The sequence below is a fragment of the Rhodococcus sp. DK176 genome, from assembly GCF_038447315.2.
Taxonomy (GTDB): domain Bacteria; phylum Actinomycetota; class Actinomycetes; order Mycobacteriales; family Mycobacteriaceae; genus Rhodococcus_F; species Rhodococcus_F jostii_A.
The window spans coordinates 4,557,800-4,579,965 of the sequence record NZ_CP118321.2 but is presented as its reverse complement, the minus strand read 5'-3'; the positions used below and the strand labels follow the sequence as shown (position 1 = coordinate 4,579,965).

Sequence of the window (22,166 nt, the reverse complement as noted above, 5' to 3'; positions counted from 1 at the left end):
TCGCCGTCCGGTGGCAGCATTCTCCCCGTGACCTTCGCCCATCGTTTGCGTCCCCGTCTCGTCGAAGAACGAGCGTCGGTGTCGCCGCTCGAGCTGTTCTTCGACCTCGTCTTCGTGTTCGCCCTCACCCGCGTCACCGATCTGATGGCCGAGGACCCCACCGGGGTGAACCTGCTGCGCGGCGCACTGGTGATGGCCGTCCTGTGGTGGAGCTGGGTGGGGTACGCCTGGCTCTGCAACCTCGTACGCGCCGACGAAGGCATCGTGCGGGTGGTGATGTTCGGCGCGATGGGCGCCATGTTCGTCACCGCCCTGACGATCCCCGAGGCGTTCGACGATCTGCCCGGCGGACTCGACGGCCCCGTCATCTTCGCCCTCGGTTACTTCGTCGTCCGCCTGCTGCACCTGGTGATGTTCTGGGTCATCAGCCGCACCGACCCCCAACTGCGCGGTCAGGTGCTGCGGTTCGCGCCGAGCATGGTCACCGGCACCGTGTTCCTGCTCATCGCATCGCAGCTCACCGGCACGGCGCAGACCGTGATGTGGATCCTCGCCCTCGCCGGCGACTACATCGGCACACTGATCGGCGGCACCGACTGGCGGCTGCGGTCGGTGAGCCACTTCGCCGAACGGCACGGCCTCATCGTCATCGTCGCGCTCGGCGAGTCGATCGTGTCGATCGGCATCGGCGTCGCGAGCCTGCCGATCTCCTGGGCGATCATCGTCGCCTCGTTGCTGGGACTCGCGGTGTCGGGGCTGCTGTGGTGGTCGTACTTCGACGTCACGTCACTAGCCGTCGAGCACGCCTTCGAGGAGGCAACCGGTGCGCGTCAGATCAAGATCGCCCGCAACTGCTACAGCTTCCTGCACCTTCCGATGGTGATCGGGATCGTGATGCTGTCGCTCGGCCTGAAGAAGATCCTGTCGTACGTCGGCGACGGCAACCATCACCGGCTCACCGACCCGCTGTACGGCTGGCCGCTGATCGCACTGTTCGGTGGCGCGGCGCTGTACGTTCTCGCGCTGGTCGCGTTCAAGGCGTACGCGACGAGGTCGGTCACCGTGCCGCGCGTCGTGACGGCGGTCGTCCTGATCGCGCTCCTCCCCGTCGTCTGGCACATCCCGGCCCTCGCCACCCTGGGTGTGCTCACCGCGGTCCTGCTCGCGATGATCGGATACGAAATGGTCCGGTACGACCAGCCCCGCGACGAGATCCGGCACGGCGCGCACCCGTGAGTACTTGTTAACCTCCCGCGGTTAACAAGTACTCACGGGCGGAGCAGTCCTGGACGGCGGCGGCACCGAATTACCTCTGAGGCTCGAGATGATCGAGCCGGAGGGATTGATACACCATGACCGACCACTCTCGCGGCCCACGATTACGCAGTCCACTGCGCGGACCGTGGCTGACCTCCGTATTCGGCCTCGTCCTGCTGATCGGACTTCCGGTTGTCATCGTCACGGGACTGCTCTCGTACATCGCGTACGGTCCGCAGTTCGGGCAGGCCCGTCCCGGCGACGTCGGGTGGCTGCACCTTCCGTACTTCGCGTGGCCCACCCGGCCGTCGTGGTTGTACCGGCTCACGCAGGGGCTGCATGTCGGGCTCGGACTGATCCTGGTGCCGGTCGTCCTCGCCAAGCTGTGGTCGGTGATCCCGAAACTGTTCGTGTTTCCGCCGGTGCGGTCGCCGGCGCAGGCGCTCGAACGTCTGTCGCTGATCGCCCTGGTCGGCGGTGCGCTGTTCGAGATCATCACCGGGGTCCTGAACATCCAGTACGACTACATCTTCGGCTTCGACTTCTACACGGCCCACTACTGGGGCGCGTGGGTCTTCATCGCCGGGTTCGTGACGCACACGATCCTGAAGGTGCCGGTGATGGTGAGGTCGCTGCGTTCCCGGTCTTTCCGTCGAGTGCTGCGCACCTCCCGCGCCGATACGCGCCCCGAATCGCCGGACGAGAACGGCCTCGTGGCCGAAGACCCCACCTCGCCCACGATCAGCCGCCGCGGCGCCCTCGCCCTGGTCGGGGGCGGCGCCGCGCTGGTCGCCGTCCTGTCGGTCGGGCAGACCACCGGCGGGTTCCTGCGCAATGCCGCACTGCTCCTCCCCCGGGGTCGCTCGTACGGCGACGGTCCCAACGACTTTCAGATCAACCGCACCGCCGCGGCCGCGCAGGTCACCCTGGAGCAGATCGGCGACACCTGGCGGCTCTCGGTGACGGGTGGCGCGGAACCCGTGCAGCTGAGCCGAAGTCAGCTGCGCGCAATGCCGTCGCACACCGCGACTCTTCCGATCGCGTGCGTCGAGGGATGGTCCACCACCGAGACATGGACGGGCGTGCGACTGCGTGACCTCGCGGACGCTGCCGGGGTGACGGATTTCGCCTCGGCGAAGGTGACGTCGCTGGAACGGTCCGGGGCGTTCAATCAGGCGGTGCTCACGTCCGATCAGGTGCGCGACGCCGATGCCCTGCTCGCGCTGGAGGTCAACGGCGCGGACCTGTCCCTCGACCACGGCTACCCCGCCCGGATCATCGTTCCCGCCCTGCCCGGTGTCCACAACACCAAGTGGGTGCAGGCCATCGAATTCCGGGAGGCGTGAGATGCGCCGATTCGCCCGCTTCTACGGCGCCGACCCGCTGCATCTGCTGGCGGTGCTGTTCACGTTCGCCCTCGCCGGATATGCGGTGGCGGTGGTGGGTCCGCAGAATCTGTGGAATCAGGACGTGTGGTGGAAGTCCATCGCCGTGTGGTTCCTCGGCGCGGTGATCGCGCACGACCTGGTGTTGTTCCCGCTGTACGCGCTCGCGGACCGGTCCCTGACGTCCGGGCTGAATGCGATGCGGGGCAGACGAATTCCACGACCGCGGTCGGTCTCGGCGCTCAACTACATTCGCGTGCCGGCGCTCGCATCCGGCCTGACGCTGCTGCTGTTCCTGCCGGGAATCATCGAGCAGGGCGCCGACGCGTATCTCGCTGCGACGGGGCTGACGCAGGAACCGTTCCTCGAACGCTGGCTGCTGCTCACCGCCGTGTTCTTCGCGGTGTCCGCCGTCGCCTACGCCATGCGACTCGCGTTGTCCCGCAAGACTGGTGACACGGTACGCGGCTCATGAGGAGAACCGACGTCTCCACGGACCTCCTGATGCGGCGCGCGTCGGCGGGTCTCCCGTGCTGGGTGCGCGACGCACGGGGGACGCGTCGCCCCCTGCCGGTGGGCCGGTGGATGGGCGGGGACGCATCCACCCTCTCCGATCGGATCGCGGACCGCGTGATGCTCACCGGGTGCCACGGCGCCACCGTGGACCTCGGATGCGGACCGGGCCGCCTCACCGCGGCGCTCGTCTCGGCCGGCGTCTCGGCGCTGGGCGTCGACTCGTCTTTCACGGCAGTCCAACTCACGATCCGCCGCGGCGGCCTCGCGCTGCACCGGAACCTGTTCGCGCCGCTTCCCCGGTCCGGACACTGGGACCGGGTGCTGCTCGCCGACGGCAACATCGGCATCGGCGGAGACCCGGTGCGGATCCTGCGCCGCGCGCGAGAACTGTTGCAACCACACGGAATTGTGATCGCCGAGGTGGATCCGCCGACCACGACAGGAGTTCGTCACGAACTACTGCGCTGGGAGACCGAGCATCTCGCCGGCGAATGGTTCGCCTGGGCGAGTGTGGGTGTCGCGGCGGTGTCCGGGGTCGCACACGCCGCCGGACTGAGCGTGATCGATGTTCTGCAGCACGCGAATCGGTACTTCGTGCGGATGGAATGGGTGTAAAGAGCTCCCATCCGCCGGCGAGGTCGCACCGAATACCTAGTGAACATCCACCCATCCCCTTCCTCCCGGAAAGGTTGTTTGATCATCATGTCGAACTATCGAAAAGCACTCGTAGCGGCGGCCATCGGCACCCTGGCCCTGACCCCGCTGGCGGCGTGTTCGAGCAACGACTCGAATGCGTCGTCGAATGTGAGCGCAGCAGCATCCACGCAACCCGCACCCGTCGCCCAGGTCGACAACCTGACCGGGGTGAGTACCGCCGTCGCACTGGATTCCGGCTTCACCGGCGCCCTGACGACGCTCGGCCTCACACCCGGAGTGGTGGGTACGGCGGCCCTCGCCGACGGATCGGTCAGCTTCCCGATCACCGGCGGCAACGTGAAGTACTGGGAGCCGGGCACGGTCGACCCCTACGTACAGGGCGAGATCATGCACGACGGCAGCGGATTGTCGCTGGCGGCGCCCGGCACCGTCGTCGAACTCACCGATTTCGCGATCGACCCGGGCACGTCGCTCCTCACGGGCGACGTGAGCGTCAACGGTGCGTCCGCGGCCACCGATGCGGTGTTGTTCGATCTCAACGGCCGCACGTTGAAGCCGCTGCAGACAGGGCCGAACGACACCGCGATCCTGCAGGGTACCGAGGTCAAGATCTCGGAGGACGCGGCCGGACTGCTGAACGAGACGTTCAAGACCGACGCCGTGAAGCCGGGGTTGCTGGTCGGAATCGCCACCATCACGATCGCGACCAAGTGACCGTCTGCCCCCCGAACGGCACCTCGGATGCGCCGGCCGTCACCAGTTCGTGAACAGCAGATGGTTGACGGCCAGCGCACCGGCGGCCTGCACTGCAAGCCAGAACCGATGGCTTCCGCGCGGCAGGAGTGCGGGGGCGGCGAGAAGCCACACTTCGAACGGCAACCAGATCCGCTCGGTCTCCGCCTTGCTCAACGCGCTCAGATCGGCGATCACCACCGCCGCCAGCGCGGAGAGCACGAGGACGGGAACCGGCGACAGTGCCCGTACCCGCGTCCAGGCGAACGCCCGGGGCAGTGCGGCGGGTACCGCCAACCCCACCACGCAGACGAGCGACGCGAAGTTGGCCCAGCCCCAGTAGGCGAAGGGACGATCCGATGCGATGCCCTGGTAGTACCGTTCCTGCACCAGCTGGTAGCCGTCGAACCACCAGAATCCGTACAGCGTGAACACGGCCGCCACCGCGAGCGCACCGGCCAGGGCGCCGACCAGCGGGCGGGCCGTGCGCGCGATCATCAGAACGGCGACCGCCGGGATCGCCATCAGCGTGAGGCCGTAGCTGAGGTAGACACCGAATCCGAGCAGCACACCCGCCGTCACCGCGACGAGCGCGGGGACCGGGACGGTACGAGTCGCCGAGAGGGCCAGCAGGGCGACCCCCCACGCCACCACGCCGGCGAACAGTGCGTCCGCCGACACCGCCACCCAGATCGCGGCGGGTGCGAGGACGAGGAACGGGGCCGCGCGACGAGCCATGGCCTCGTCACCGAGCGCACGGACGGCGACGATCACGGCGGCACCGGCGCTGGATCCGACCGCGACGCACAGCGCGGACGCCCAGGCGCCGCCGTCGAGTCCGATCCGGTCGAGCCAGACGAACGTCAGGAGCGCACCGGGCGGATGTCCGGACACGTGCGTGGTCCACGAATCGGGCTGCAGGTCCAGGATTCGTCCCGCAAAACCGCGCAGCGTCGCGGGGATGTCCGAGACACGAGGAACCTCGTGGAGATACTCGTCGGTCGAGGTCAGGCGCCGAGCGAATCCACGCTGCCAGCCGTCGACCAGCGCGAGCGCCATCGCCCACAGGGCGGACGCGAGCCACACTCCCACGGTGAGACGACGCCACGCCAGCCTCTGCGCCAGGCCCGGCCCCCACGACACGACCGCGACCGCGACGCCGACGGCGACGGGCGTCCCCCACCCGACGTGCACGTCGCGGAATCCGAACAGCGGCGCGGCGTCCGCGAAGTCCCGCACGCTCTCCGCGGTGCGGTGGACGATGGGTGTGATCGTCTCGTTTCCCAGGCGCGGGACGACGAACGCGACCACCACCAGGATCAGGGCGAGTGCGGCGCCCGCGACGTCGCAGTACCGGAAATTCCGCTCCTCGGCGCGCTGCGGGGATCCGATGACGTCATCTCCTTCGGCGAAAGTCGCACTCGCGCCCAGCATAACGACGGAGGATTGACTGCATGACCGCAATGAGTGCACGCGAACCGGGCCGCGCGGACGTCGCCGTGATCGGCGGGAGCGGCTTCTACTCGTTCTTCGACGAGGACGCCGCGGAAGTCACGATCGACACTCCGTACGGCAGCCCCAGCGCCGCGATCACCGTCGGCGACGTGGAGGGCAGGCGGGTGGCGTTCCTCCCCCGCCACGGCGTCCGGCACGAATTCGCGCCCCACACCATCCCGTACCGCGCGAACCTGTGGGCGCTGCGCACGCTGGGCGTGCGGCAGGTGTTCGCACCCTGCGCCGCCGGGAGCCTCACCCCCGACCTGGGACCGGGCTCGATGGTCGTGCCGGATCAGTTGGTCGACCGCACCAGCGGCCGCACGCAGACCTACTTCGACGGAGGCGGCGTGCACGTCCAGTTCGCCGACCCGTACTGCTCGGACCTGCGCAAGGCCGCCGCCCGACCGGGCACCGTGGAGGGCGGGGTGCTGGTGGTGGTCGAGGGACCGCGCTTCTCGACCAGGGCGGAGAGTCTGTGGTTCGCCCGGCAGGGCTGGACTCTCGTCAACATGACGGGCCACCCCGAGGCGGTCCTCGCTCGGGAACTCGAGATGTGCTACGCCACCATCGCTTTGGTCACCGACCTCGATGCGGGAATCGAGGCCGGCGACGGGGTACGCGCAGTGGACGTGTTCGCCGAGTTCCAGCGCAATCTCGGGTCCTTGAAGACGCTGGTGCGGTCCGCGATCGCCGCCGCCCCCGAGGGACCCTGTGAAGCCTGTCGCGTCCACGAGGGTGTGACACTGCCGATCGAGTTGCCATGATGGGAACACGTGTACTGCTCACGGGTGCAGCCGGATTCATCGGCGGCCACGTCCACGCCGCGCTGATCGAAGCCGGTCACGACGTCGTGGCCGTGGATGCCCTGCTCCCGTCCGCGCACGGTGCCGACCCCGAACCGCCGGACGGTGTGCGACGAGCCGACGTCCGCGACCGTCCCGCTCTGATCGAACTGTTGAGGGGGGTGGACGTCGTGTGTCATCAGGCCGCCGTCGTCGGCGCCGGTGTGGATGTGCGTGATGCGCCGGCCTACGCCAGCCACAACGATCTCGGTACGGCGACGCTGCTCGCCGCGATGCACGAGTCGGGTTGCGAGACGCTGATACTCGCGTCGTCGATGGTCGTCTACGGAGAAGGCCGGTACCGCAACGGGCGGGGCGAGTTCGTGGAACCGGCCGCCCGCCGGGCCGAGGACCTGGCGGCGGGGTTCTTCGACGAGACGGATCCCGACACGGGAGAGCCCCTCGAGTGGGCACTCGTGGAGGAACACTCGCCGCTGCGTCCGCGGAGTCTCTACGCCGCAGGCAAGGTCGCCCAGGAGAACTACGCGCTCGCCTGGGCACTGGCCACCGGTGGTTCCGTGACGGCTCTGCGCTATCACAACGTGTACGGCGATCGCATGCCGCGTAACACCCCGTATTCCGGGGTGGCCGCGATGTTCCGTTCCGCCCTCGAGAACGGCGATCCTCCGCACGTGTTCGAGGACGGCAGGCAGACGCGGGATTTCGTGCACGTCCACGATGTCGCGGCGGCGAACGTGGCCGCGGTCGAGGCGGCGCTGCCCGGATTCGCGGCGTTCAATGTGTGCTCGGGGCACCCGATCACGATCGGCGAGGTGGCCGCGACCCTTGCGCGTTCGCACGGCGGGCCCGAACCCGTCGTGACCGGCGAGTACCGCCCCGGCGACGTGCGGCACATCGTCGCCGACCCCTGGCTGGCCCGGGAGCGGCTGGGATTCCGGGCGCAGATCAGGCCCGCCGACGGGATCGCGGCGTTCGCGCACGCACCCCTGAGGGACGCGGTGCCGGCGGGACCTCCCCGTGTCTGAGCGCGTGCCGATCTCTGCGCGGGACGTCACCGTCGTGATCCCGTGCATGAACGAGGCCGGTTCCCTGCCCGGAGTGCTGGCCGCGGTGCCACCCGGCTACCGGACGGTGGTGGTGGACAACAATTCCACCGACGGCACCGCCGCGGTGGCGGGGGCGCACGGTGCGTCGGTGGTGTGGGAGCACGTCCCGGGATACGGTTCGGCCGTGCACGCCGGGGTGCTGGCGGCGCAGACTCCGGTGGTCTGTGTGCTGGACGGCGACGGCTCGATGGATCCGGGTGAACTGCCGCGACTCGTCGCTGCGCTGAACTCGGGCGCCGACCTCGCCGTGGGGCGGCGGCGGGCCGATCGGCGTGGAACGTGGCCGTTGCACAGCAGGATCGGCAACGCCGTTGTCGCCGCACGACTCCGGGGCCGGTACGGGCTGCCGATCCACGATCTCGGGGCGATGCGAGCCGTACGCAGACAGGACCTCCTCGACTTGGGTGTCGACGACCGCAGGTCGGGCTATCCGCTGCAGCTTCTCGTGCTCGCCGGCCGCGCCCACTGGCGGGTCATGGAGCGCGACATCACGTATCGGCCGCGCACCGCCGGCGCGTCGAAGGTGTCGGGTTCGCTGAAAGGCACCGTCGTCGCCGTCCACGACTTCTGGAAGGTGATCGGGTGAGCCTCGACGTCGCAGTACTCGTGGTCGCGAAGGCGCCGGTGCCCGGGTTCGCGAAGACCCGGCTCGCGCGGGACGTCGGCGACGCCCGGGCCGCCGACCTCGCTGCCGCCTCGCTGCTGGACACCCTGGACGCCGTCACCGGTGCCCGCGTCGCGCAGCGGGTGGTGGCGATGACCGGTGACCTCGGCCGGGCGGTCCGGGGCACCGACATCGCCTCGGCGCTGGACTGTTTCACGGTGCTTCCGCAGCGGGGTGAGAATTTCGCGGAGCGATTGGTGAACGCCCACGCCGACACGTTCGACACGTTCGGCCTGCCGATACTCCAGATCGGGATGGACACACCGCAGGTGACGGCGGGCCTGCTCGCGGAATCGGCGGACCTGCTCACCGAGCGGAAGGGCCGATGCGTCCTCGGACTCGCGGAGGACGGCGGGTGGTGGATCCTCGGAGTGCCCGACGCCGTGGCGACGGAGGCGATCGGATCGGTTCCCACGTCGGGTCCGGACACCGGACGCCTCACCCGGGAGGCCCTCCTCGCGGCGGGCGCCGAGGTGCTGTCGCTGCCGACGCTCCGCGACGTCGACTACGCGACCGACGTCGCACCGGTCGCCGCCCTCTGCCCGGAGTCCAGCCGCTTCCGCCGTGAGTACTTGTCACCCACCCGCGGTTGACGAGTACTCACGGGGCGTTGATGCGGGCGAGCGCGAGGTAGAGCGGTTCGGTGGGGTCGAGTTCGATCCCGTTGCGACGGAGGAACGCGTCGAGCACGCCCCACACGAGGGGCGCCACCTGGCCGACGAAGTACTCGGTGTCCGGTTTCGCGGAACCCTTCGACGACTCGAGCCAGAGGTCGGTGGTCGAGACCATGATCCCGACTGCGGCGCGGGCGGTGAACCGGACGTCGGAGACTTCGGCGGACACGGACTCGAAGATCGTCGACGCGACGCCGGCCAGCCGGTCGGTGAGGTCGCGCTCGACGTCGAGGGACAGGGCGGATCCCGCGCCGTCCTGTTTCAGCTCCCCGTCCGCCAGGAAGCGGAAGACGTTCGGGTGCTCGGCGACCACCTCTGCGTAGCCGGTGATGGCATGGTTCAGCGCCTCGTGCGGTGTGGTGAGCAGGAAGTTGAACTTGGGCGCCACCAGCTTGTAGACGTCGTGGGTGGTGCGGTCGGCGATCGCCTTGTAGAGGTCGGCCTTGTCTGCGAAGTGCCGGTACAGCCGGGGCTTCGTGGCCCCCGCTTCCTTGGCGATGTCGTTCATGCTCGGGCGTGGGCCGTGCGTGTCGATCACCCGGTAGGCGGCGTCGATGAACTCTTCACGGGCGCGTGCCCGCCGGTCCCACGACCGCGGGGTGTCTGTTTCTGCCACTTCGCCTGGACTCCGAATACTCGTTGGACCGCGTGCCGATACCCAGGGTACGGGACCGTGTTCCGACAACGGCAGTAGTGGTTGACACCGAAGTTCGCCGGTGTGACACTCGACTCGCACAAAACGTAACCGCGGGTAACGCTCATCGTGTCTCGCGGTACCAGCGGCCACGCGGCCGAACGGCGACCCTCGCCCGAAGCCGACTTCGAGGAGATCACTGATGGCACTGCGGAACGGAAAGAAGGTCGACGCGATCGACGTCGACCCCGGTGACGTGACCCTGCAGGCACGCAACGTGAAGTTCGACTGGTCCCGGACCCCGCTGCACTGGATTCCCGGCGAACCGATCGCCTCCCACACGCTCAGCGCGATCAACCTGATCCTCCCCGAGGGGGAGCGGTGGTTCTGCGCCACGTTCACCGAGGCGCTCCCCCTGATCAACGACGACCGGCTCCGCGCCGACGTCCGCGGGTTCATCGGGCAGGAAGCGATGCACGCCGAGACCCACAACGTGGTGCTGTACGAGTTCCTGGACGCACACGACGTGGATCCGCGGCCGTTCGTGCTGCAGTCGGAATTCCTCATGCGGAAGGTGCTGGGCCGCAGGGAGATGGGCAGCGCCCGCGCGCAGCGTCAGCAACTCGTCGAACGGCTCGCGTTCATCGGTGCGATCGAGCACATGACGGCATTCCTGGGTGACTGGATCCTGAACGCGCGCCTCGAGGACTTCGACGCCGACCCGAGCATGACCGACCTGTACCGCTGGCACGGCGCGGAGGAGGTCGAGCATCGCAACGTCGCTCACGACGTCGCCATGCACTTCGGGGTGGGGTACTTCCGCCGCAACCTCGCGATGCTGGTGTCGTATCTCGCGTTTCTCGTGGTGATGACGCGCGGGCTGAAGTTCATCGTGCACGCCGACCCGACCATGCGCGACCGCGGCTACTTCTCGCTGTGGATCGGGCTGTTCGCGGCGATGCGCCGCGGTTCCCTGCCCGGGCTGTCGAGCCTGTTCCGGGGCGCGCTCCGATACCTGAACCCCCGGTACTCGCCGCAGGCCGAGGGTGACACGGCGCAGGCGATCGCCTACCTGGCCAAGTCGCCTGCCGCGAGGGCGGCGGCGTAGTGACTCCGACGTATCCGGCACCGACCTCCGTACCGGGTGATCTGTGGGGGAAGCGGCAACGCGACCCGCTGCTGCGTGCCGTCGCCGGTGTCACCACCGCGTACATGCGGTCGTTACGCTTCCTCTACCGCACCGACCTCACCCCACCGGTTAGCGACGGTAGCCGGCGAATGCTGGTGTGTGAGCGCAGAGTGGTGGCGCACGACGAGAACGTCGTGAGCCTCACGCTGGCCGCGCCCAACGGCGGCGAACTCGACCGGTGGCGGCCGGGCGCGCATCTCGACCTCGAGCTGCCGTCCGGGCGGCGCCGTCAGTACTCCCTGTGCGGCGACCCCGCAGACAGTCGCGCGTACACCATTGCGGTGCGGCGCCTTCCCGACGGCGGCGGAGGCTCACTCGAGGTCCACGACACCCTGCACCCCGGAGCCTCGGTGAAGGTCCGCGGCCCGGACAACGCGTTCCCCCTGGCATTGCCCGGACACGGATCGACTGCCGACGGCCTGCATTTCGTCGCCGGCGGAATCGGGATCACCCCCATCCTCCCGATGGTGCGCCTTGCCCATCGCCTCGACCTCGACTGGTCGATGGCCTACACCGGCCGTAACCGCGAGTCGCTACCCTTCCTGGACCAGCTCGCGGTATTCGGCGACCGGGTGTCGGTGCGCACCGACGACGACGGCGGAATCCCCACCGCAGCAGAGCTGCTCGGCGCGGTGACCGATACGTCCGCGGTGTACTGCTGCGGACCGATCCCGATGATCGAGGCGATCGACGACGCCCTACCGCCTGGTGCCGAATTCCACTACGAGCGGTTCTCGCCCCCACCGATCGTCGACGGCCGGCCGTTCGAGGCCGAACTCGCCCCCACCGGTGAGGTGGTCGTCGTTCCCGCCGACCGGACTGCGCTCGACGCGATCTCCGACGTGCGTCCCGGGCTCGCCTTCTCCTGTCGGCAGGGGTTCTGCGGCACCTGTGCCGTCCGCGTGGAGCACGAGGGCCGGACCTCCGGCCAGATGCTGCTCTGCGTCGAACGAACCCAGGGCGAGCGCGTCGTCCTGGACATCTGACAGCACCTCCGAGGAGACGGTTCCTTCATGACAGCACTCGACAACAGGCACTTCGGGTTCGGCGACATCCCCGACCAGTGGGGCAGGACTGTCCTCGTCACCGGCGCGAACAACGGACTCGGGCTCCACGCCGCGACGGCGCTCGCCGGTGCGGGCGCGACGGTCCTGCTCGCGTGCCGCAATCCGCAGACCGGCGCCGCCGCGCTCACCCGGATACGCAAGGCGGGCAGCGACGCCGAGCACCACCTGATTCCACTGGACCTCACCGACCTGGCCTCGGTCCGTGACGCAGCGCAGCACGCCTGCGGGGTCGCACCGCGAATCGACGTGCTGATCAACAACGCGGGACTGATGGCCGTTCCCTTCGGCCGCACGGCGGACGGTTTCGAACTGCAGATCGGCACGAACCATTTCGGCCATTTCGCGCTCACCGGACAGCTCCTCCCGGCACTCCTCGGCGCTCCCGCACCGCGTGTCGTGACGCTCGCGAGCATCGCGCACCGCCGCGGCCGGATCGTGCTCGACGACCTGAACTTCGATCGCCGCAAGTACACCCGGATGGGCGCGTACAACCAGTCGAAGCTCGCCAACCTTCTGTTCAGTGGCGAATTGGCCAGGCGCAGTGCAGCCGCGGGTCTTCCACTTCTCTCGGTGGCGACGCACCCCGGCATCGCCGCCACCACTCTCTTCGACTCGATGGTCCCGCCGATCCCGGGGGCTCTCGCCGTGACCCACCTCGGATTGCGGATGGTCGGCAACGACGAGAAGGACGGCGCGCTCGGACAGCTGTACGCGGCGACGATGCCCGACGTCCGCACGGACGACTACCTGGGCCCGAACGGACTGTTCGGGGTTCGGGGACCGGTGGCGCGCTCGCCGCGCACCGGTGGGGCGCGGAACACGAAACTCGCGGCGGCCCTGTGGGAGAAGTCCGTCGAGCTGACCGGGGTGGAGTACACCCAGCTCGTTCGCGCGTAGCAGGGCCCCTCTGCTCCCGCGCGTACCATCGGAGTGGATGTCGGAGAGAATGACACGCCATCCGTCCACCGTGGCCGACTGGAGCAACGATCGCCGCAAGGCGCGTCTGCACGCGACACGGCTCGGTCACCAATGGCAGAAATTCGGTCGCACCCGGCGCTTCCTCGCCGCGGTCGCGCTCGGGACCGTCCCCCTGCTCCTGGCCGGCGGACAGTACTGGGTTCACGACGTGCAACCCGAACGCGAGCGCCTCGCGCTGACCCAGCCACAGATCCACGAGGTGTACGACGCGCAGTCGCCCGCCGACCACGACACCGCCGTCGTCGACCTGGTCGGACTGGGCAACAAGGATGCCACCGACACCGCCCGCACCCTGTCCTCGTACGACCGGATCGGGCGCGTATGGGCGGTCCAATACGACAACGGCGGTATCGACACCAGGGTGATCAGCGAACTGATCGCCACCCACGCGGCCGACGAGGGCATCGACAACATCGTCCTGTCCGGGCACAGCATGGGCGGCGTCGTCGCGCTGGAGGTCGCGCAGCACATCTACGAGGACACGGACGCCAACCTCATCGGGGTGGTGCTCGACTGCACCCCGGTGGACCTGCACGCCGTCCGGGCCGGGAGCCGTGACAGCGGCGAGGACATGCTGCGGTGGATCGGCTGGCTGCCCGGCGCGCGGGAGAGCCGGACGATGCGCCTGCTCGTGGAGACCGCGGCCCGGCAGAGCAGGTTCCTCGACACGAAGTCGGACTGGTATCCGCATGTCGACGTCGACGAGTTCCGCGACGTCGTCGACGAGGTCCTCACCGAGAAGGTCCTGTCGGAGGACGTGGCGAGCAACGGGCTGATCGAATCGCAGTTCAAGACCATCGTCGCGTCCGGTGCGATCGACAACCTGAAGTCGCTGGCGGTGGAGACGGAGGACAAGCCGCGGCCCGGGATCGTCTTCGTGCGTCCCCGAGCGGGGTGGAAGGACGCGGTGGTCGACGTCGATTACACGCAGAAGATCCTCGTCGAGCAGTCCGGCGGGACCGACGGCACGCTGCTGGTGGCGAAGCTCGACGGGACCGGTCACGCGAATCCGAACCAGCAACCGGTCGCGTACAACGAGGCGATCGTCGGTCGCATCCTGCCCTTCCTCCAGCCCATTCTCGACGAGGTGTCGGTCACCAGCGACGTAGCGGGCGGCCGGCGGTGACGGCCCGGCCGGGCCACGCCGTCGTGCGGGACTCCCACGCCCGTGCCAGCAGGATCGCCAGGCCCACGTACGCCCACCCCGCCAGCACGTCCACGACGTAATGCTCACCGCCGTAGACCAACACGAACGCCATGGCGAGCGGGTAGACGACCAGCAGCGTCCGCAACCACACGTTCTTCGCGAACGGCCAGAGAGCGACGGCCACGAGCAGGGCGAACGCCGCGTGCAGGGACGGCAGCGCGGCGACCGGGTTGCTCTGCGCCTCCAGCCACCGAGTACTGACATCCGTGGGGACCACACCGAAACCGAAACCGGCGACGCGGCCCACGCTGCCGGAGATCACGTCCCCCTCGGCGGCCAGCCACGGCGGGACGGACGGCAGCAGGATGTAGGTGACCAGACCGAGATACGACAGCAACAGCACCCGCCGCATGTACCCCGACCACAGGTCGCGCGAGTACACGTAGAAGACGGCGGCGACCACCCACGGAACGATGAAGTGGCTGGTGTAGACGATTCCCGTGAGCAGAGTCCACCACGGCAGCTCGCCCGTCGGGGGTAGGAGGGTGTCCTGCAACCAGACCGTGGGGATCGCGCCGCCGAAGAGCCAGCTCTCCACGGTCACCAGTTCCTCAGCCCGCACCGGCATCCCGAGTTCGTGGGCGACGCCCCGGCTGAGGTCGTACACCACGAGAGCGGCGATGAGTGGCAACCAGTCCCGCACCACGCGCACATGGTCCTGCCACGGCCGATCGATCGTGAAGGCGACGAGGCCGGCGACGATCCACGTCGCCTGGTAGATGCGGTCGGTGGGGAGCCCCAGCGTGTAGATCGTGACGGTCAGCGCGAGCAGGTACGCACACCACACCGCCCACCGGAAGTGCTGCCGCCGCCCGTGAGTACTTATTAACCGCCCGCCGTTAATAAGTACTCACGGGCGCAGCATCCCCATGCCTGCCTGCCCCGGCGGCGAAGCGTGCGGCACCCTCCACCGTTCCGTTGGCCAGAGAGATTGAGCCGTGCCGGAATTCGTTCAGCATGGCCTGATCCTCGGTTAGTCCCGCCTGCTCGAGCAGCGACAACCGATCCTGCCGCAGGCACACCTGGGGCAGGCCGGCGATCTCGGCGGCCAGCCGGCGGGCCGCGGTGAGGGCCTCCCCCGCCGCGACCTTCCGGTTGATCAGCCCGATACTCAGGGCTTCGTCGGCGTCGACGGGCCGCCCTGTGAGGACGAGATCCATCGCGCGACTTTCCCCGATGAGCCGCGGCAGGCGGACGGTTCCGCCGTCGATGAGTGGCACGCCCCAGCGTCGGCAGAACACTCCGAGGACGGCGTCCGCACCGGCTACCCGCAGATCGGCCCACAGCGCCAGTTCGAGCCCGCCTGCCACCGCGTGCCCGTCGATCGCGGCGATCACCGGTTTGGACAACCGCATCCGGGAGATGCCCATGGGTGCGTCACCGTCGGGCGCCACCCGGTTCCCGGTCCCCGAACTGATCGCCTTGAGATCTGCTCCGGCGCAAAATGTTCCGCCCTCGCCGTGGAGTACCGCGACCGACGCGTCCTCGTCCGCGTCGAATGCACGGAAGGCGTCGGCGAGCGCCTCGGCGGTGGGCCGGTCGACGGCATTGCGGACTTCGGGCCGGTTCAGGCTGATCGTCGTGACCGGGCCGTCCTTGCGAACGAGTACCACGTCGGAAGTCATCGAGTGCGCCTTTCCTCGCTGGTGTAGCCGACGCTAGCACCCTTGACGGAAGAACGGAACGGGTGTTCACTCCTTGAATATGGCCTACCGGCGCACACCCGCCGTCCAGGAACGCCTGGACGCTCTCCGCACCACCCTCATCGATTCCGCGATCGGGCTGATCGCCCGCCACGGGTACGCGGGGTGCTCGATCTCCGCGGTCGCGGCCGAGGCGGGCGTCGGCACCGGCACCGTCTACCGGCACTTCGCGAACAAGGGCGAACTGTTCGCGGAAGTCTTCCGCATCGTCTGCAGCCGCGAGGTGAGCGCCGCCGTCGAATCCGGCAACGCCGCCCGCGGCGCCGAAGGTCGGTGCGTCGCCGCGGTATCCGCCTCCGTCGGCACGTTCGCCGAACGCGCGCTGCGCGCACCCACCCTGGCGTACGCGCTGCTCGTCGAACCCGTCGACCCGCAGGTCGACACCGAGCGCCTCCTGTTCCGCGAGTCCTTCCGCGACGCCCTCGCGGTCGCGATCGCCGCCGCCGTCGAGGCCGGGGAGATCCCGGAACAGGACGCGTCGGTGACCGCTGCCTGCATCGTCGGCGCCATCGGCGAAGCGCTGATTCTGCCACTCGCCCGCGGTGCCGCCGACGGCGCGATCATCCCCGCCCTGCTCACCTTCACCCTTCGATCCCTCGGGAGCCCGACATGAGTGCCACACACGAGGTCGTCAACCAGGTGCCGCCACTGGTCAACTTCGACGCGGCCGATTACCCACCGATCCTCGAAGCGCTACAACGCGAGGGCGCCCACGACGTGCTCGAGGAACTGCACGACGTCGGACGCCTCGCCGGAAGCGAGGACGCGCAGCGCTGGGGTGATCTCGCCGAGGCGCACCCTCCCGTCCTGCGCACCCACGATCGTTACGGCAACCGCATCGACGAGGTCGAGTACGACCCCGCATATCACCAGCTGATGACCACCGCCGTCGAGATGGGCCTGCACGGCGCACCCTGGGCCGACCCGCACCCGCGCGCCCACCTGGTCCGGGCCGCGAAGATGGCCGTGTGGGGGCAGGTCGACGCCGGACACGGCTGCCCGATCTCCATGACGTATGCCGTCGTCCCCGCCCTGCGCCACAACCGTAAGCTGGCGCAACAGTACGAACCGCCCCTCACCGCCCGGGTCTACGATCCGGCGCTGCACCCTCCGCTGACCAAGGCCGGACTGATCGCCGGGATGTCGATGACGGAGAAGCAGGGCGGCTCCGACGTCCGCGCAGGCACCACCCGCGCGGTGCCGCAGTTCGACGGCAGCTACCTCCTGACCGGCCACAAGTGGTTCACGTCGGCGCCGATGTCCGACGTGTTCCTCGTGCTGGCGCAGGCCCCCGGCGGACTGTCGTGTTTCTTCCTCCCCCGGGTGCTGCCGGACGGCACCCGCAACCGGATGCACCTGCAGCGCCTCAAGGACAAGCTCGGCAACCATTCCAACGCCAGCAGCGAGGTCGAGTACGACGAGGCGGTGGCCTGGCTGGTCGGCGAGGAAGGCCGCGGCGTTCCGACGATCATCGAGATGGTCAACATGACCCGGCTCGACTGCACCATCGGCACCGCCACCGGCATGCGTGTCGGCACCGCGCAGGCCGCGCACCACGCCGTGCACCGCAGCGCATTCGGCGCCCACCTGGTGGATCAGCCGCTGATGCGGAACGTGCTCGCCGACCTCGCCGTCGAGTCGGAGGCGGCCACGACCGTCGCCCTGTGGCTGGCCGCGCTCACCGACCGGGCGACCGCCGGCGACGAGCACGCGAACACCCTGCGTCGCATCTCGCTGGCGGTCAGCAAGTACTTCGTCTGCAAGCGCGGCCCGATCCACGCCGCCGAGGCCCTGGAATGCCTGGGCGGCAACGGGTACGTGGAGGAATCGCGGATGCCGCGGCTGTACCGGGAGGCTCCCCTACTGTCGGTGTGGGAAGGATCCGGCAACGTCGCCGCCCTCGACACTCTGCGTGCGATGGCGAAACAGCCGGAGACGCTTCAGGTCTTCTTCGACGAACTCGATTCCACCGCGGGAGCCGACGCGCGACTCGACGCCGCCGTCGCGGATCTGAAGGCGAGTTTCGGCGATCGCGACACGCTCGAGCACCGGGCCAGGCGGGTCGTCGGCGACATGGCGCTCGCCCTCCAGGGGTCGCTGCTGATCCGCCACGGACACCCGGCGGTGGCCGACGCGTTCTGCGTCAGCCGGCTGTCCGGCGACTGGGGCACCGTGTTCGGGACGCTGCCGACCGGCGTCGACACCGCCGCCATCATCGACCGCGCCACTCCCAAGGTGGGGTCGTGACCGGCCGCGACGACCACGCCGGCACCCGTCCGGCGGCCTGGCGCGACGGCTGGGACGAGGGCGGCGACTCACTGTTCGCGGGCCGTGAACCGGACCGGGCGGACGACGCCGTGGAGTATCGAACCCTCACCTACGAGGTGACCGGGCGCATCGCCCGGATCACGTTCAACCGTCCCGACCACGGCAACGCGATCACCGCCGACACTCCTGTCGAACTCGCCGCCACCGTGGAACGCGCCGACCTCGATCCCCGCGTCCACGTGATCCTGCTGTCGGGGCGCGGGAAGGGATTCTGCGGCGGATACGACCTGGGCATCTTCGCCGAGAACGGCGGCCACGCCGACGAGGGACCGGACCGCACGACGGGCACTGTGCTCGATCCGATCGTTCAGGCGCGCAACCACGATCCGTTCGGCAACTGGGATCCGATGGCCGACTACGCGATGATGAGCCGGTTCAACCGCGGCTTCGCGAGCCTGCTCCACGCGAACAAGCCGACGGTCGCGAAGATCCACGGATTCTGCGTGGCCGGCGGCACCGACATCGCGCTGTACTGCGACCAGATCGTCGCCGCGGACGACACGAAGATCGGCTATCCGCCGACCCGTGTGTGGGGTGTTCCGGCGGCGGGAATGTGGGCGCACCGCCTCGGCGACCAGCGGGCGAAACGACTCCTCCTCACCGGCGACTGCATCACGGGGCGGCAGGCGGCCGAGTGGGGTCTCGCGGTCGAGTCGGCGCCCGTGGAGGAACTCGACCGTCGCACCGAGGACCTCGTCGAGCGGATCGCGAGGATGCCCGTCAATCAGCTGATGATGGTGAAACTCGCACTGAACAGCGCACTGCTGGCGCAGGGCGTCGCCAACTCGACGATGGTGAGCACCGTCTTCGACGGCATGTCCCGGCACACCCGCGAGGGGTACGCGTTCCAATTACGCTCGGCCACCGCCGGATTCCGTGAGGCCGTCCGCGAACGCGACGAGCCGTTCGGCGATCACAAGTCGCAGCAGTCGCAGCCTGGATCCTGATCGACCGCGCGACCACCGACCGGCGCGGGGCAGCAGGTGTCGCCCTTCCACGCGTCGACGCCTTCCCTGACGGCGATGACCGCGATCACCAGGGCGGCGATCGGATCGGCCCACGACCAGCCGAGGGTGCTGTTGAGCAGCAACCCGACGAGCAGCACCGCGGACAGGTAGGTGCACAGCAGTGTCTGCTTGGAATCGGCGACCGCCGACAGGGAGCCGAGTTCACGACCGGCCCGGCGCTGCGCCCAGGACAGGACCGGCATCACGGCCAGACTGGCTGCGGCCAGCGCGATTCCGACCGTCGAGTGCTGCGCTTCGCCGACTCCGAGCAGTGACCGCACCGCGTCGACGCTCACGTACGCGGCGAGCCCGAAGAACGAGAACGCGATGACTCGGAGCGCGACCTTCTCCCGCGACTCGGGATCGCGTCCCGCGAACTGCCAGGCGACCCCGGCCGCCGACGACACCTCGATCACCGAATCCAGGCCGAACCCGATCAATGCCGTCGACGACACCCGCGCACCCTCGGTGAGTGCCACGATCGCTTCGATCACGTTGTAGGAGATCGTCGCGGCGACGAAGAACCTGATCCGGCGGGACAGGACCTGCCTGCGTTCGCCGGACGGTCTGGTGGGCATGCCGAGTTCGGACGCCATCAGCAGCAGCCTTCGGTCTCCGCGTCCGGGCAGCAGGACGGATCGACCGCGAGGACCAGGCCGAGCAGGTCGTCGAGGGCACGTGCGATGCGTGGGTCGGCGAGTTCGTACCGGCTCCGCCGACCCTCCGGCACCGCGACGACCAGACCGCAGCCACGCAGGCACGACAGATGATTCGACAGGATCTGCCGGGACACCCCGAACTTCTCGGCCAACTCCGACGGATACCCGGGCCCGGACCGCAAGCTCAGCAGAATCTGCGTGCGGGTGGTGTCCGACAGCGCGTATCCGAAACGCGCGAGGGCGTCCCGGTGGACCAGTGTCTCCATGATTCTGACAGTACATCGATTTCTGTATTCAGGAAATCGTGAATCGATGGTCGAGACTCAGGGCTCGGCCTGCTCCGCCGCGGCGGCCGCGCGGGCCATGAGGAGGTTCCGTTCACGGCGCGTCGGTGCGGTCGCCGCGGCGTCCTCGAGCGTCCGGGCCGCCTCGCCGTAGCGGCCGAGGCGTTCGAGGACTTCGCCCCGCACGGCGCCGTAGAGGTGCAGGCGCGCCAGCCGAGGGTCGCCCCGCACAGCGTCGAGCGCAGCGAGCGCGGCCTCGGGCCCGTCCGAATGCAGCAACGCCACCGCACGATTGAGTTCCACCACCGGTGACGGCGCCACCTGCGCCAGCGCGTCGTACAGCGCGACGATCGCCTCCCAGTCGGTGTCCTCGAAACGTGGCGCCCTGGCATGACACCCGGCGATCGCGGCCTGCAACGAATAGGGGCCGAGCGGGCGGCCGAGCCCGACAGCCCGTTCCAGCGCGGCAGTGCCGTGCGTCAGAAGGGTTCGGTCCCAACGAGACCGGTCCTGATCCTGCAGCAGGACCGGCTCACCGTCGGCGCCCACCCGGGCGGCGAACCGTGAAGCCTGCAACTCGGTGAGCGCCACCAGTCCGTGCACCTCCGGTTCCCGGGGCAGCAGGCCGGCGAGGACGCGGGCGAGCCGCATCGCCTCCGACGCGAGGTCACGCCGAATCCAGTCCTCACCCGACGTGGCGGAGTACCCCTCGTTGAACACCAGATAGACCACCTCGAGCACCGCCGCCAACCGTGCCGGAAGTTCCTCGCGTGCAGGCACTTCGAACGGCACCTTCGCCTCCGACAGCGTCCGCTTGGCCCTGCTGATCCGCTGCCCCATCGTCGCCGAGGGGACGAGGAACGCCCGCGCGATCTCGTCGGTGCGCAGGCCCCCGACCAGACGAAGGGTCAACGCCACCCGCGACTCCCGGGGAAGCACGGGATGACACGCCACGAAGACCAGAGCCAGCAGGTCGTCCTCCACGCCGTCGACGGCGTCCGGCGCGGGCATGGCGCTCGGTTGCGCGGACGGGTCGACGGCGATCTCCGTGTACTTCGACTGCCGCGACCGGTCACGGCGAATGCGGTCGATCGCCTTGTGCTTGGCCGTGGCCGTAAGCCACGCACCCGGTTTGTGGGGAACGCCCTGCTCCGGCCACTGTTCGAGCGCGAGCACGAACGCATCCTGAGCGATCTCCTCGGCGATCCCGACGTCATGGACGAGGCGGGTGAGCGACGCGATGAGGCGCGGTGACTCCATGCGCCACACGGCCTCGACCGTCCGCTGGACGTCCACCGGACTCAGCCGTTCGGGTGCTGCTCACGGATCCGCTCCGCCAGTGCGGCTTCCTTCTCCCGCAGTTCCGGCGTGAACTCGTCCCCGAAATCCTCGGCCTCGAAGATCGGCCGCAGTTCGAGCACCTGACGCAATCCGCTGTCCGGATCGACGGGGCACTTCTTCGCCCACTCGACGGCCTCCTCGAGCGAGCTGACCTCCCACAGCCAGAACCCGGCGATGATCTCCTTCGATTCGGTGAACGGACCGTCGACCACCGACGTCGTCCCGCCCTCGAACACCAGTCGCGCCCCCGCACTGGTCGGCTTGAGACCCTGACCGTCGAGCATGATGCCCGCGTTCACCAGTTCCTCGTTGTACGCACCCATCGCCGCCAGCATTTCCTCGGTCGGGGCGATCTTGTCTTCGTCGGCACCTGCACCCTCGATCATCACCATGACTCGCATGATTTCCTCCTCGATTGTGGTCGGTCCCGGCCTTCGTGCCGTGGACTCACACAGTACGTCGAACGGGCTACCTCCAA

24 protein-coding genes are annotated in these 22,166 nt (G+C 69.0%); 16 read left to right on the top strand and 8 right to left on the bottom strand.

The genetic code is table 11. From position 1 onward, the window contains the following. Nucleotides 1–27: 27 nt before the first annotated feature. The 5 genes from PSR88_RS21680 to PSR88_RS21660 all read left to right on the top strand — a co-directional run bounded on the left by PSR88_RS21680 (nt 28) and on the right by PSR88_RS21660 (nt 4,529). On the top strand, nt 28–1,236 hold the full coding sequence (locus PSR88_RS21680; RefSeq protein WP_011596720.1) for a low temperature requirement protein A: 1,209 nt from the start codon (nt 28–30) through the stop codon (nt 1,234–1,236). Nucleotides 1,237–1,352: 116 nt separating this feature from the next. Beyond that, nucleotides 1,353–2,603, top strand: coding sequence for a molybdopterin-dependent oxidoreductase (locus PSR88_RS21675; protein WP_011596719.1), 1,251 nt, complete (start codon nt 1,353–1,355; stop codon nt 2,601–2,603). A gap of 1 nt (nt 2,604) precedes the next feature. Further along, nucleotides 2,605–3,117, top strand: a complete 513-nt coding sequence (locus tag PSR88_RS21670; protein WP_011596718.1) for a hypothetical protein — start codon at nt 2,605–2,607, stop codon at nt 3,115–3,117. Next, nucleotides 3,114–3,773 carry a class I SAM-dependent methyltransferase gene (locus tag PSR88_RS21665; RefSeq protein ID WP_041811800.1) on the top strand — a complete coding sequence of 220 codons (660 nt, stop codon included), beginning with the start codon at nt 3,114–3,116 and terminating at the stop codon, nt 3,771–3,773. The genes PSR88_RS21670 and PSR88_RS21665 overlap by 4 nt, the downstream gene beginning before the upstream one ends. Nucleotides 3,774–3,860: 87 nt before the next feature. Beyond that, nucleotides 3,861–4,529 (top strand): hypothetical protein, encoded by a 669-nt coding sequence (locus PSR88_RS21660; protein WP_009477316.1) that lies wholly within the window; start codon nt 3,861–3,863, stop codon nt 4,527–4,529. Nucleotides 4,530–4,568: 39 nt separating this feature from the next. Here PSR88_RS21660 and PSR88_RS21655 read toward each other — a convergent pair whose 3' ends face one another. After that, nucleotides 4,569–5,981 carry a hypothetical protein gene (locus PSR88_RS21655; RefSeq protein WP_342338429.1) on the bottom strand — a complete coding sequence of 471 codons (1,413 nt, stop codon included), beginning with the start codon at nt 5,979–5,981 and terminating at the stop codon, nt 4,569–4,571. Nucleotides 5,982–6,001: 20 nt separating this feature from the next. Here PSR88_RS21655 and PSR88_RS21650 point away from each other — a divergent pair, with 20 nt between their 5' ends. Genes PSR88_RS21650 through PSR88_RS21635 form a run of 4 tightly spaced genes read left to right on the top strand, consistent with a single transcriptional unit; the run spans nt 6,002 to nt 9,210 of the window. Then, nucleotides 6,002–6,808, top strand: coding sequence for an S-methyl-5'-thioadenosine phosphorylase (locus PSR88_RS21650; protein ID WP_342338427.1), 807 nt, complete (start codon nt 6,002–6,004; stop codon nt 6,806–6,808). Further along, nucleotides 6,805–7,872, top strand: a complete 1,068-nt coding sequence (locus PSR88_RS21645) for an NAD-dependent epimerase/dehydratase family protein (protein ID WP_011596714.1) — start codon at nt 6,805–6,807, stop codon at nt 7,870–7,872. Before PSR88_RS21650 ends, PSR88_RS21645 begins: the two co-directional genes overlap by 4 nt. After that, nucleotides 7,865–8,539, top strand: coding sequence for a glycosyltransferase family 2 protein (locus PSR88_RS21640; protein WP_011596713.1), 675 nt, complete (start codon nt 7,865–7,867; stop codon nt 8,537–8,539). Before PSR88_RS21645 ends, PSR88_RS21640 begins: the two co-directional genes overlap by 8 nt. After that, nucleotides 8,536–9,210 carry a DUF2064 domain-containing protein gene (locus tag PSR88_RS21635; RefSeq protein ID WP_011596712.1) on the top strand — a complete coding sequence of 225 codons (675 nt, stop codon included), beginning with the start codon at nt 8,536–8,538 and terminating at the stop codon, nt 9,208–9,210. The genes PSR88_RS21640 and PSR88_RS21635 overlap by 4 nt, the downstream gene beginning before the upstream one ends. Nucleotides 9,211–9,217: 7 nt before the next feature. On the opposite strand, the gene PSR88_RS21630 is transcribed toward PSR88_RS21635, so the two are convergent. Beyond that, nucleotides 9,218–9,907 carry a TetR/AcrR family transcriptional regulator gene (locus PSR88_RS21630; RefSeq protein WP_050787344.1) on the bottom strand — a complete coding sequence of 230 codons (690 nt, stop codon included), beginning with the start codon at nt 9,905–9,907 and terminating at the stop codon, nt 9,218–9,220. 220 nt (nt 9,908–10,127) lie between these two features. Here PSR88_RS21630 and PSR88_RS21625 point away from each other — a divergent pair, with 220 nt between their 5' ends. Genes PSR88_RS21625 through PSR88_RS21610 form a run of 4 tightly spaced genes read left to right on the top strand, consistent with a single transcriptional unit; the run spans nt 10,128 to nt 14,285 of the window. Continuing rightward, nucleotides 10,128–11,033 (top strand): metal-dependent hydrolase, encoded by a 906-nt coding sequence (locus PSR88_RS21625; protein WP_342338426.1) that lies wholly within the window; start codon nt 10,128–10,130, stop codon nt 11,031–11,033. After that, entirely contained in the window at nt 11,033–12,100 is a 1,068-nt protein-coding gene (locus PSR88_RS21620; RefSeq protein WP_342338424.1) for a PDR/VanB family oxidoreductase, read from the top strand. The genes PSR88_RS21625 and PSR88_RS21620 overlap by 1 nt, the downstream gene beginning before the upstream one ends. 27 nt (nt 12,101–12,127) lie before the next feature. After that, a complete protein-coding gene (locus PSR88_RS21615; RefSeq protein ID WP_342338422.1) occupies nt 12,128–13,078 on the top strand; it encodes an oxidoreductase in 951 nt (316 codons plus the stop codon). Between the two features lie 49 nt (nt 13,079–13,127). Beyond that, nucleotides 13,128–14,285: an alpha/beta fold hydrolase gene (locus PSR88_RS21610; RefSeq protein ID WP_050787343.1), complete on the top strand. Its 1,158-nt coding sequence runs from the start codon at nt 13,128–13,130 to the stop codon at nt 14,283–14,285. Here PSR88_RS21610 and PSR88_RS21605 read toward each other — a convergent pair. After that, the gene (locus PSR88_RS21605) at nt 14,254–15,153 is read right to left on the bottom strand and encodes a phosphatase PAP2 family protein (RefSeq protein WP_342338421.1); all 900 of its coding nucleotides are present in this window, start codon (nt 15,151–15,153) and stop codon (nt 14,254–14,256) included. The two genes, PSR88_RS21610 and PSR88_RS21605, sit on opposite strands and share 32 nt — an antisense overlap. 52 nt (nt 15,154–15,205) lie before the next feature. Beyond that, complete coding sequence (locus PSR88_RS21600) at nt 15,206–15,991, bottom strand: crotonase/enoyl-CoA hydratase family protein (protein ID WP_342338420.1); 786 nt, start codon at nt 15,989–15,991, stop codon at nt 15,206–15,208. Between the two features lie 79 nt (nt 15,992–16,070). On the opposite strand from PSR88_RS21600, the gene PSR88_RS21595 reads away from it, so the two are divergent. The 3 genes from PSR88_RS21595 to PSR88_RS21585 are packed head-to-tail and all read left to right on the top strand — an operon-like array spanning nt 16,071 to nt 19,344. Further along, on the top strand, nt 16,071–16,682 hold the full coding sequence (locus PSR88_RS21595) for a TetR/AcrR family transcriptional regulator (RefSeq protein WP_009477303.1): 612 nt from the start codon (nt 16,071–16,073) through the stop codon (nt 16,680–16,682). Then, the gene (locus PSR88_RS21590) at nt 16,679–18,316 is read left to right on the top strand and encodes an acyl-CoA dehydrogenase family protein (RefSeq protein WP_342338418.1); all 1,638 of its coding nucleotides are present in this window, start codon (nt 16,679–16,681) and stop codon (nt 18,314–18,316) included. Before PSR88_RS21595 ends, PSR88_RS21590 begins: the two co-directional genes overlap by 4 nt. Further along, nucleotides 18,313–19,344: a crotonase/enoyl-CoA hydratase family protein gene (locus PSR88_RS21585; RefSeq protein ID WP_342338417.1), complete on the top strand. Its 1,032-nt coding sequence runs from the start codon at nt 18,313–18,315 to the stop codon at nt 19,342–19,344. Before PSR88_RS21590 ends, PSR88_RS21585 begins: the two co-directional genes overlap by 4 nt. Here PSR88_RS21585 and PSR88_RS21580 read toward each other — a convergent pair. The 4 genes from PSR88_RS21580 to PSR88_RS21565 are packed head-to-tail and all read right to left on the bottom strand — an operon-like array spanning nt 19,311 to nt 22,089. Next, a complete protein-coding gene (locus tag PSR88_RS21580; protein WP_342338416.1) occupies nt 19,311–20,000 on the bottom strand; it encodes a cation transporter in 690 nt (229 codons plus the stop codon). The two genes, PSR88_RS21585 and PSR88_RS21580, sit on opposite strands and share 34 nt — an antisense overlap. Further along, nucleotides 20,000–20,329, bottom strand: coding sequence for an ArsR/SmtB family transcription factor (locus PSR88_RS21575; RefSeq protein WP_041811793.1), 330 nt, complete (start codon nt 20,327–20,329; stop codon nt 20,000–20,002). Before PSR88_RS21575 ends, PSR88_RS21580 begins: the two co-directional genes overlap by 1 nt. 57 nt (nt 20,330–20,386) lie before the next feature. Further along, complete coding sequence (locus PSR88_RS21570; protein ID WP_342338415.1) at nt 20,387–21,643, bottom strand: RNA polymerase sigma factor; 1,257 nt, start codon at nt 21,641–21,643, stop codon at nt 20,387–20,389. 5 nt (nt 21,644–21,648) lie between these two features. Next, a complete protein-coding gene (locus tag PSR88_RS21565; RefSeq protein ID WP_011596700.1) occupies nt 21,649–22,089 on the bottom strand; it encodes a YciI family protein in 441 nt (146 codons plus the stop codon). Between the last annotated feature and the right edge of the window lie 77 nt (nt 22,090–22,166).

Excerpts from the sequence above, each read along its gene's own strand:
- PSR88_RS21575 (WP_041811793.1), bottom strand. The coding sequence starts at position 20,329 with ATGGAGACACTGGTCCACCGGGACGCCCTCGCGCGTTTCGGATACGCG.
- PSR88_RS21650 (WP_342338427.1), top strand. The coding sequence starts at position 6,002 with ATGACCGCAATGAGTGCACGCGAACCGGGCCGCGCGGACGTCGCCGTG.
- PSR88_RS21615 (WP_342338422.1), top strand. The coding sequence starts at position 12,128 with ATGACAGCACTCGACAACAGGCACTTCGGGTTCGGCGACATCCCCGAC.
- PSR88_RS21645 (WP_011596714.1), top strand. The coding sequence starts at position 6,805 with ATGATGGGAACACGTGTACTGCTCACGGGTGCAGCCGGATTCATCGGC.
- PSR88_RS21655 (WP_342338429.1), bottom strand. The coding sequence starts at position 5,981 with ATGCTGGGCGCGAGTGCGACTTTCGCCGAAGGAGATGACGTCATCGGA.
- PSR88_RS21670 (WP_011596718.1), top strand. The coding sequence starts at position 2,605 with ATGCGCCGATTCGCCCGCTTCTACGGCGCCGACCCGCTGCATCTGCTG.
- PSR88_RS21565 (WP_011596700.1), bottom strand. The coding sequence starts at position 22,089 with ATGCGAGTCATGGTGATGATCGAGGGTGCAGGTGCCGACGAAGACAAG.
- PSR88_RS21660 (WP_009477316.1), top strand. The coding sequence starts at position 3,861 with ATGTCGAACTATCGAAAAGCACTCGTAGCGGCGGCCATCGGCACCCTG.
- PSR88_RS21600 (WP_342338420.1), bottom strand. The coding sequence starts at position 15,991 with ATGACTTCCGACGTGGTACTCGTTCGCAAGGACGGCCCGGTCACGACG.
- PSR88_RS21610 (WP_050787343.1), top strand. The coding sequence starts at position 13,128 with ATGACACGCCATCCGTCCACCGTGGCCGACTGGAGCAACGATCGCCGC.
- PSR88_RS21595 (WP_009477303.1), top strand. The coding sequence starts at position 16,071 with ATGGCCTACCGGCGCACACCCGCCGTCCAGGAACGCCTGGACGCTCTC.
- PSR88_RS21675 (WP_011596719.1), top strand. The coding sequence starts at position 1,353 with ATGACCGACCACTCTCGCGGCCCACGATTACGCAGTCCACTGCGCGGA.
- PSR88_RS21590 (WP_342338418.1), top strand. The coding sequence starts at position 16,679 with ATGAGTGCCACACACGAGGTCGTCAACCAGGTGCCGCCACTGGTCAAC.
- PSR88_RS21580 (WP_342338416.1), bottom strand. The coding sequence starts at position 20,000 with ATGGCGTCCGAACTCGGCATGCCCACCAGACCGTCCGGCGAACGCAGG.
- PSR88_RS21665 (WP_041811800.1), top strand. The coding sequence starts at position 3,114 with ATGAGGAGAACCGACGTCTCCACGGACCTCCTGATGCGGCGCGCGTCG.
- PSR88_RS21625 (WP_342338426.1), top strand. The coding sequence starts at position 10,128 with ATGGCACTGCGGAACGGAAAGAAGGTCGACGCGATCGACGTCGACCCC.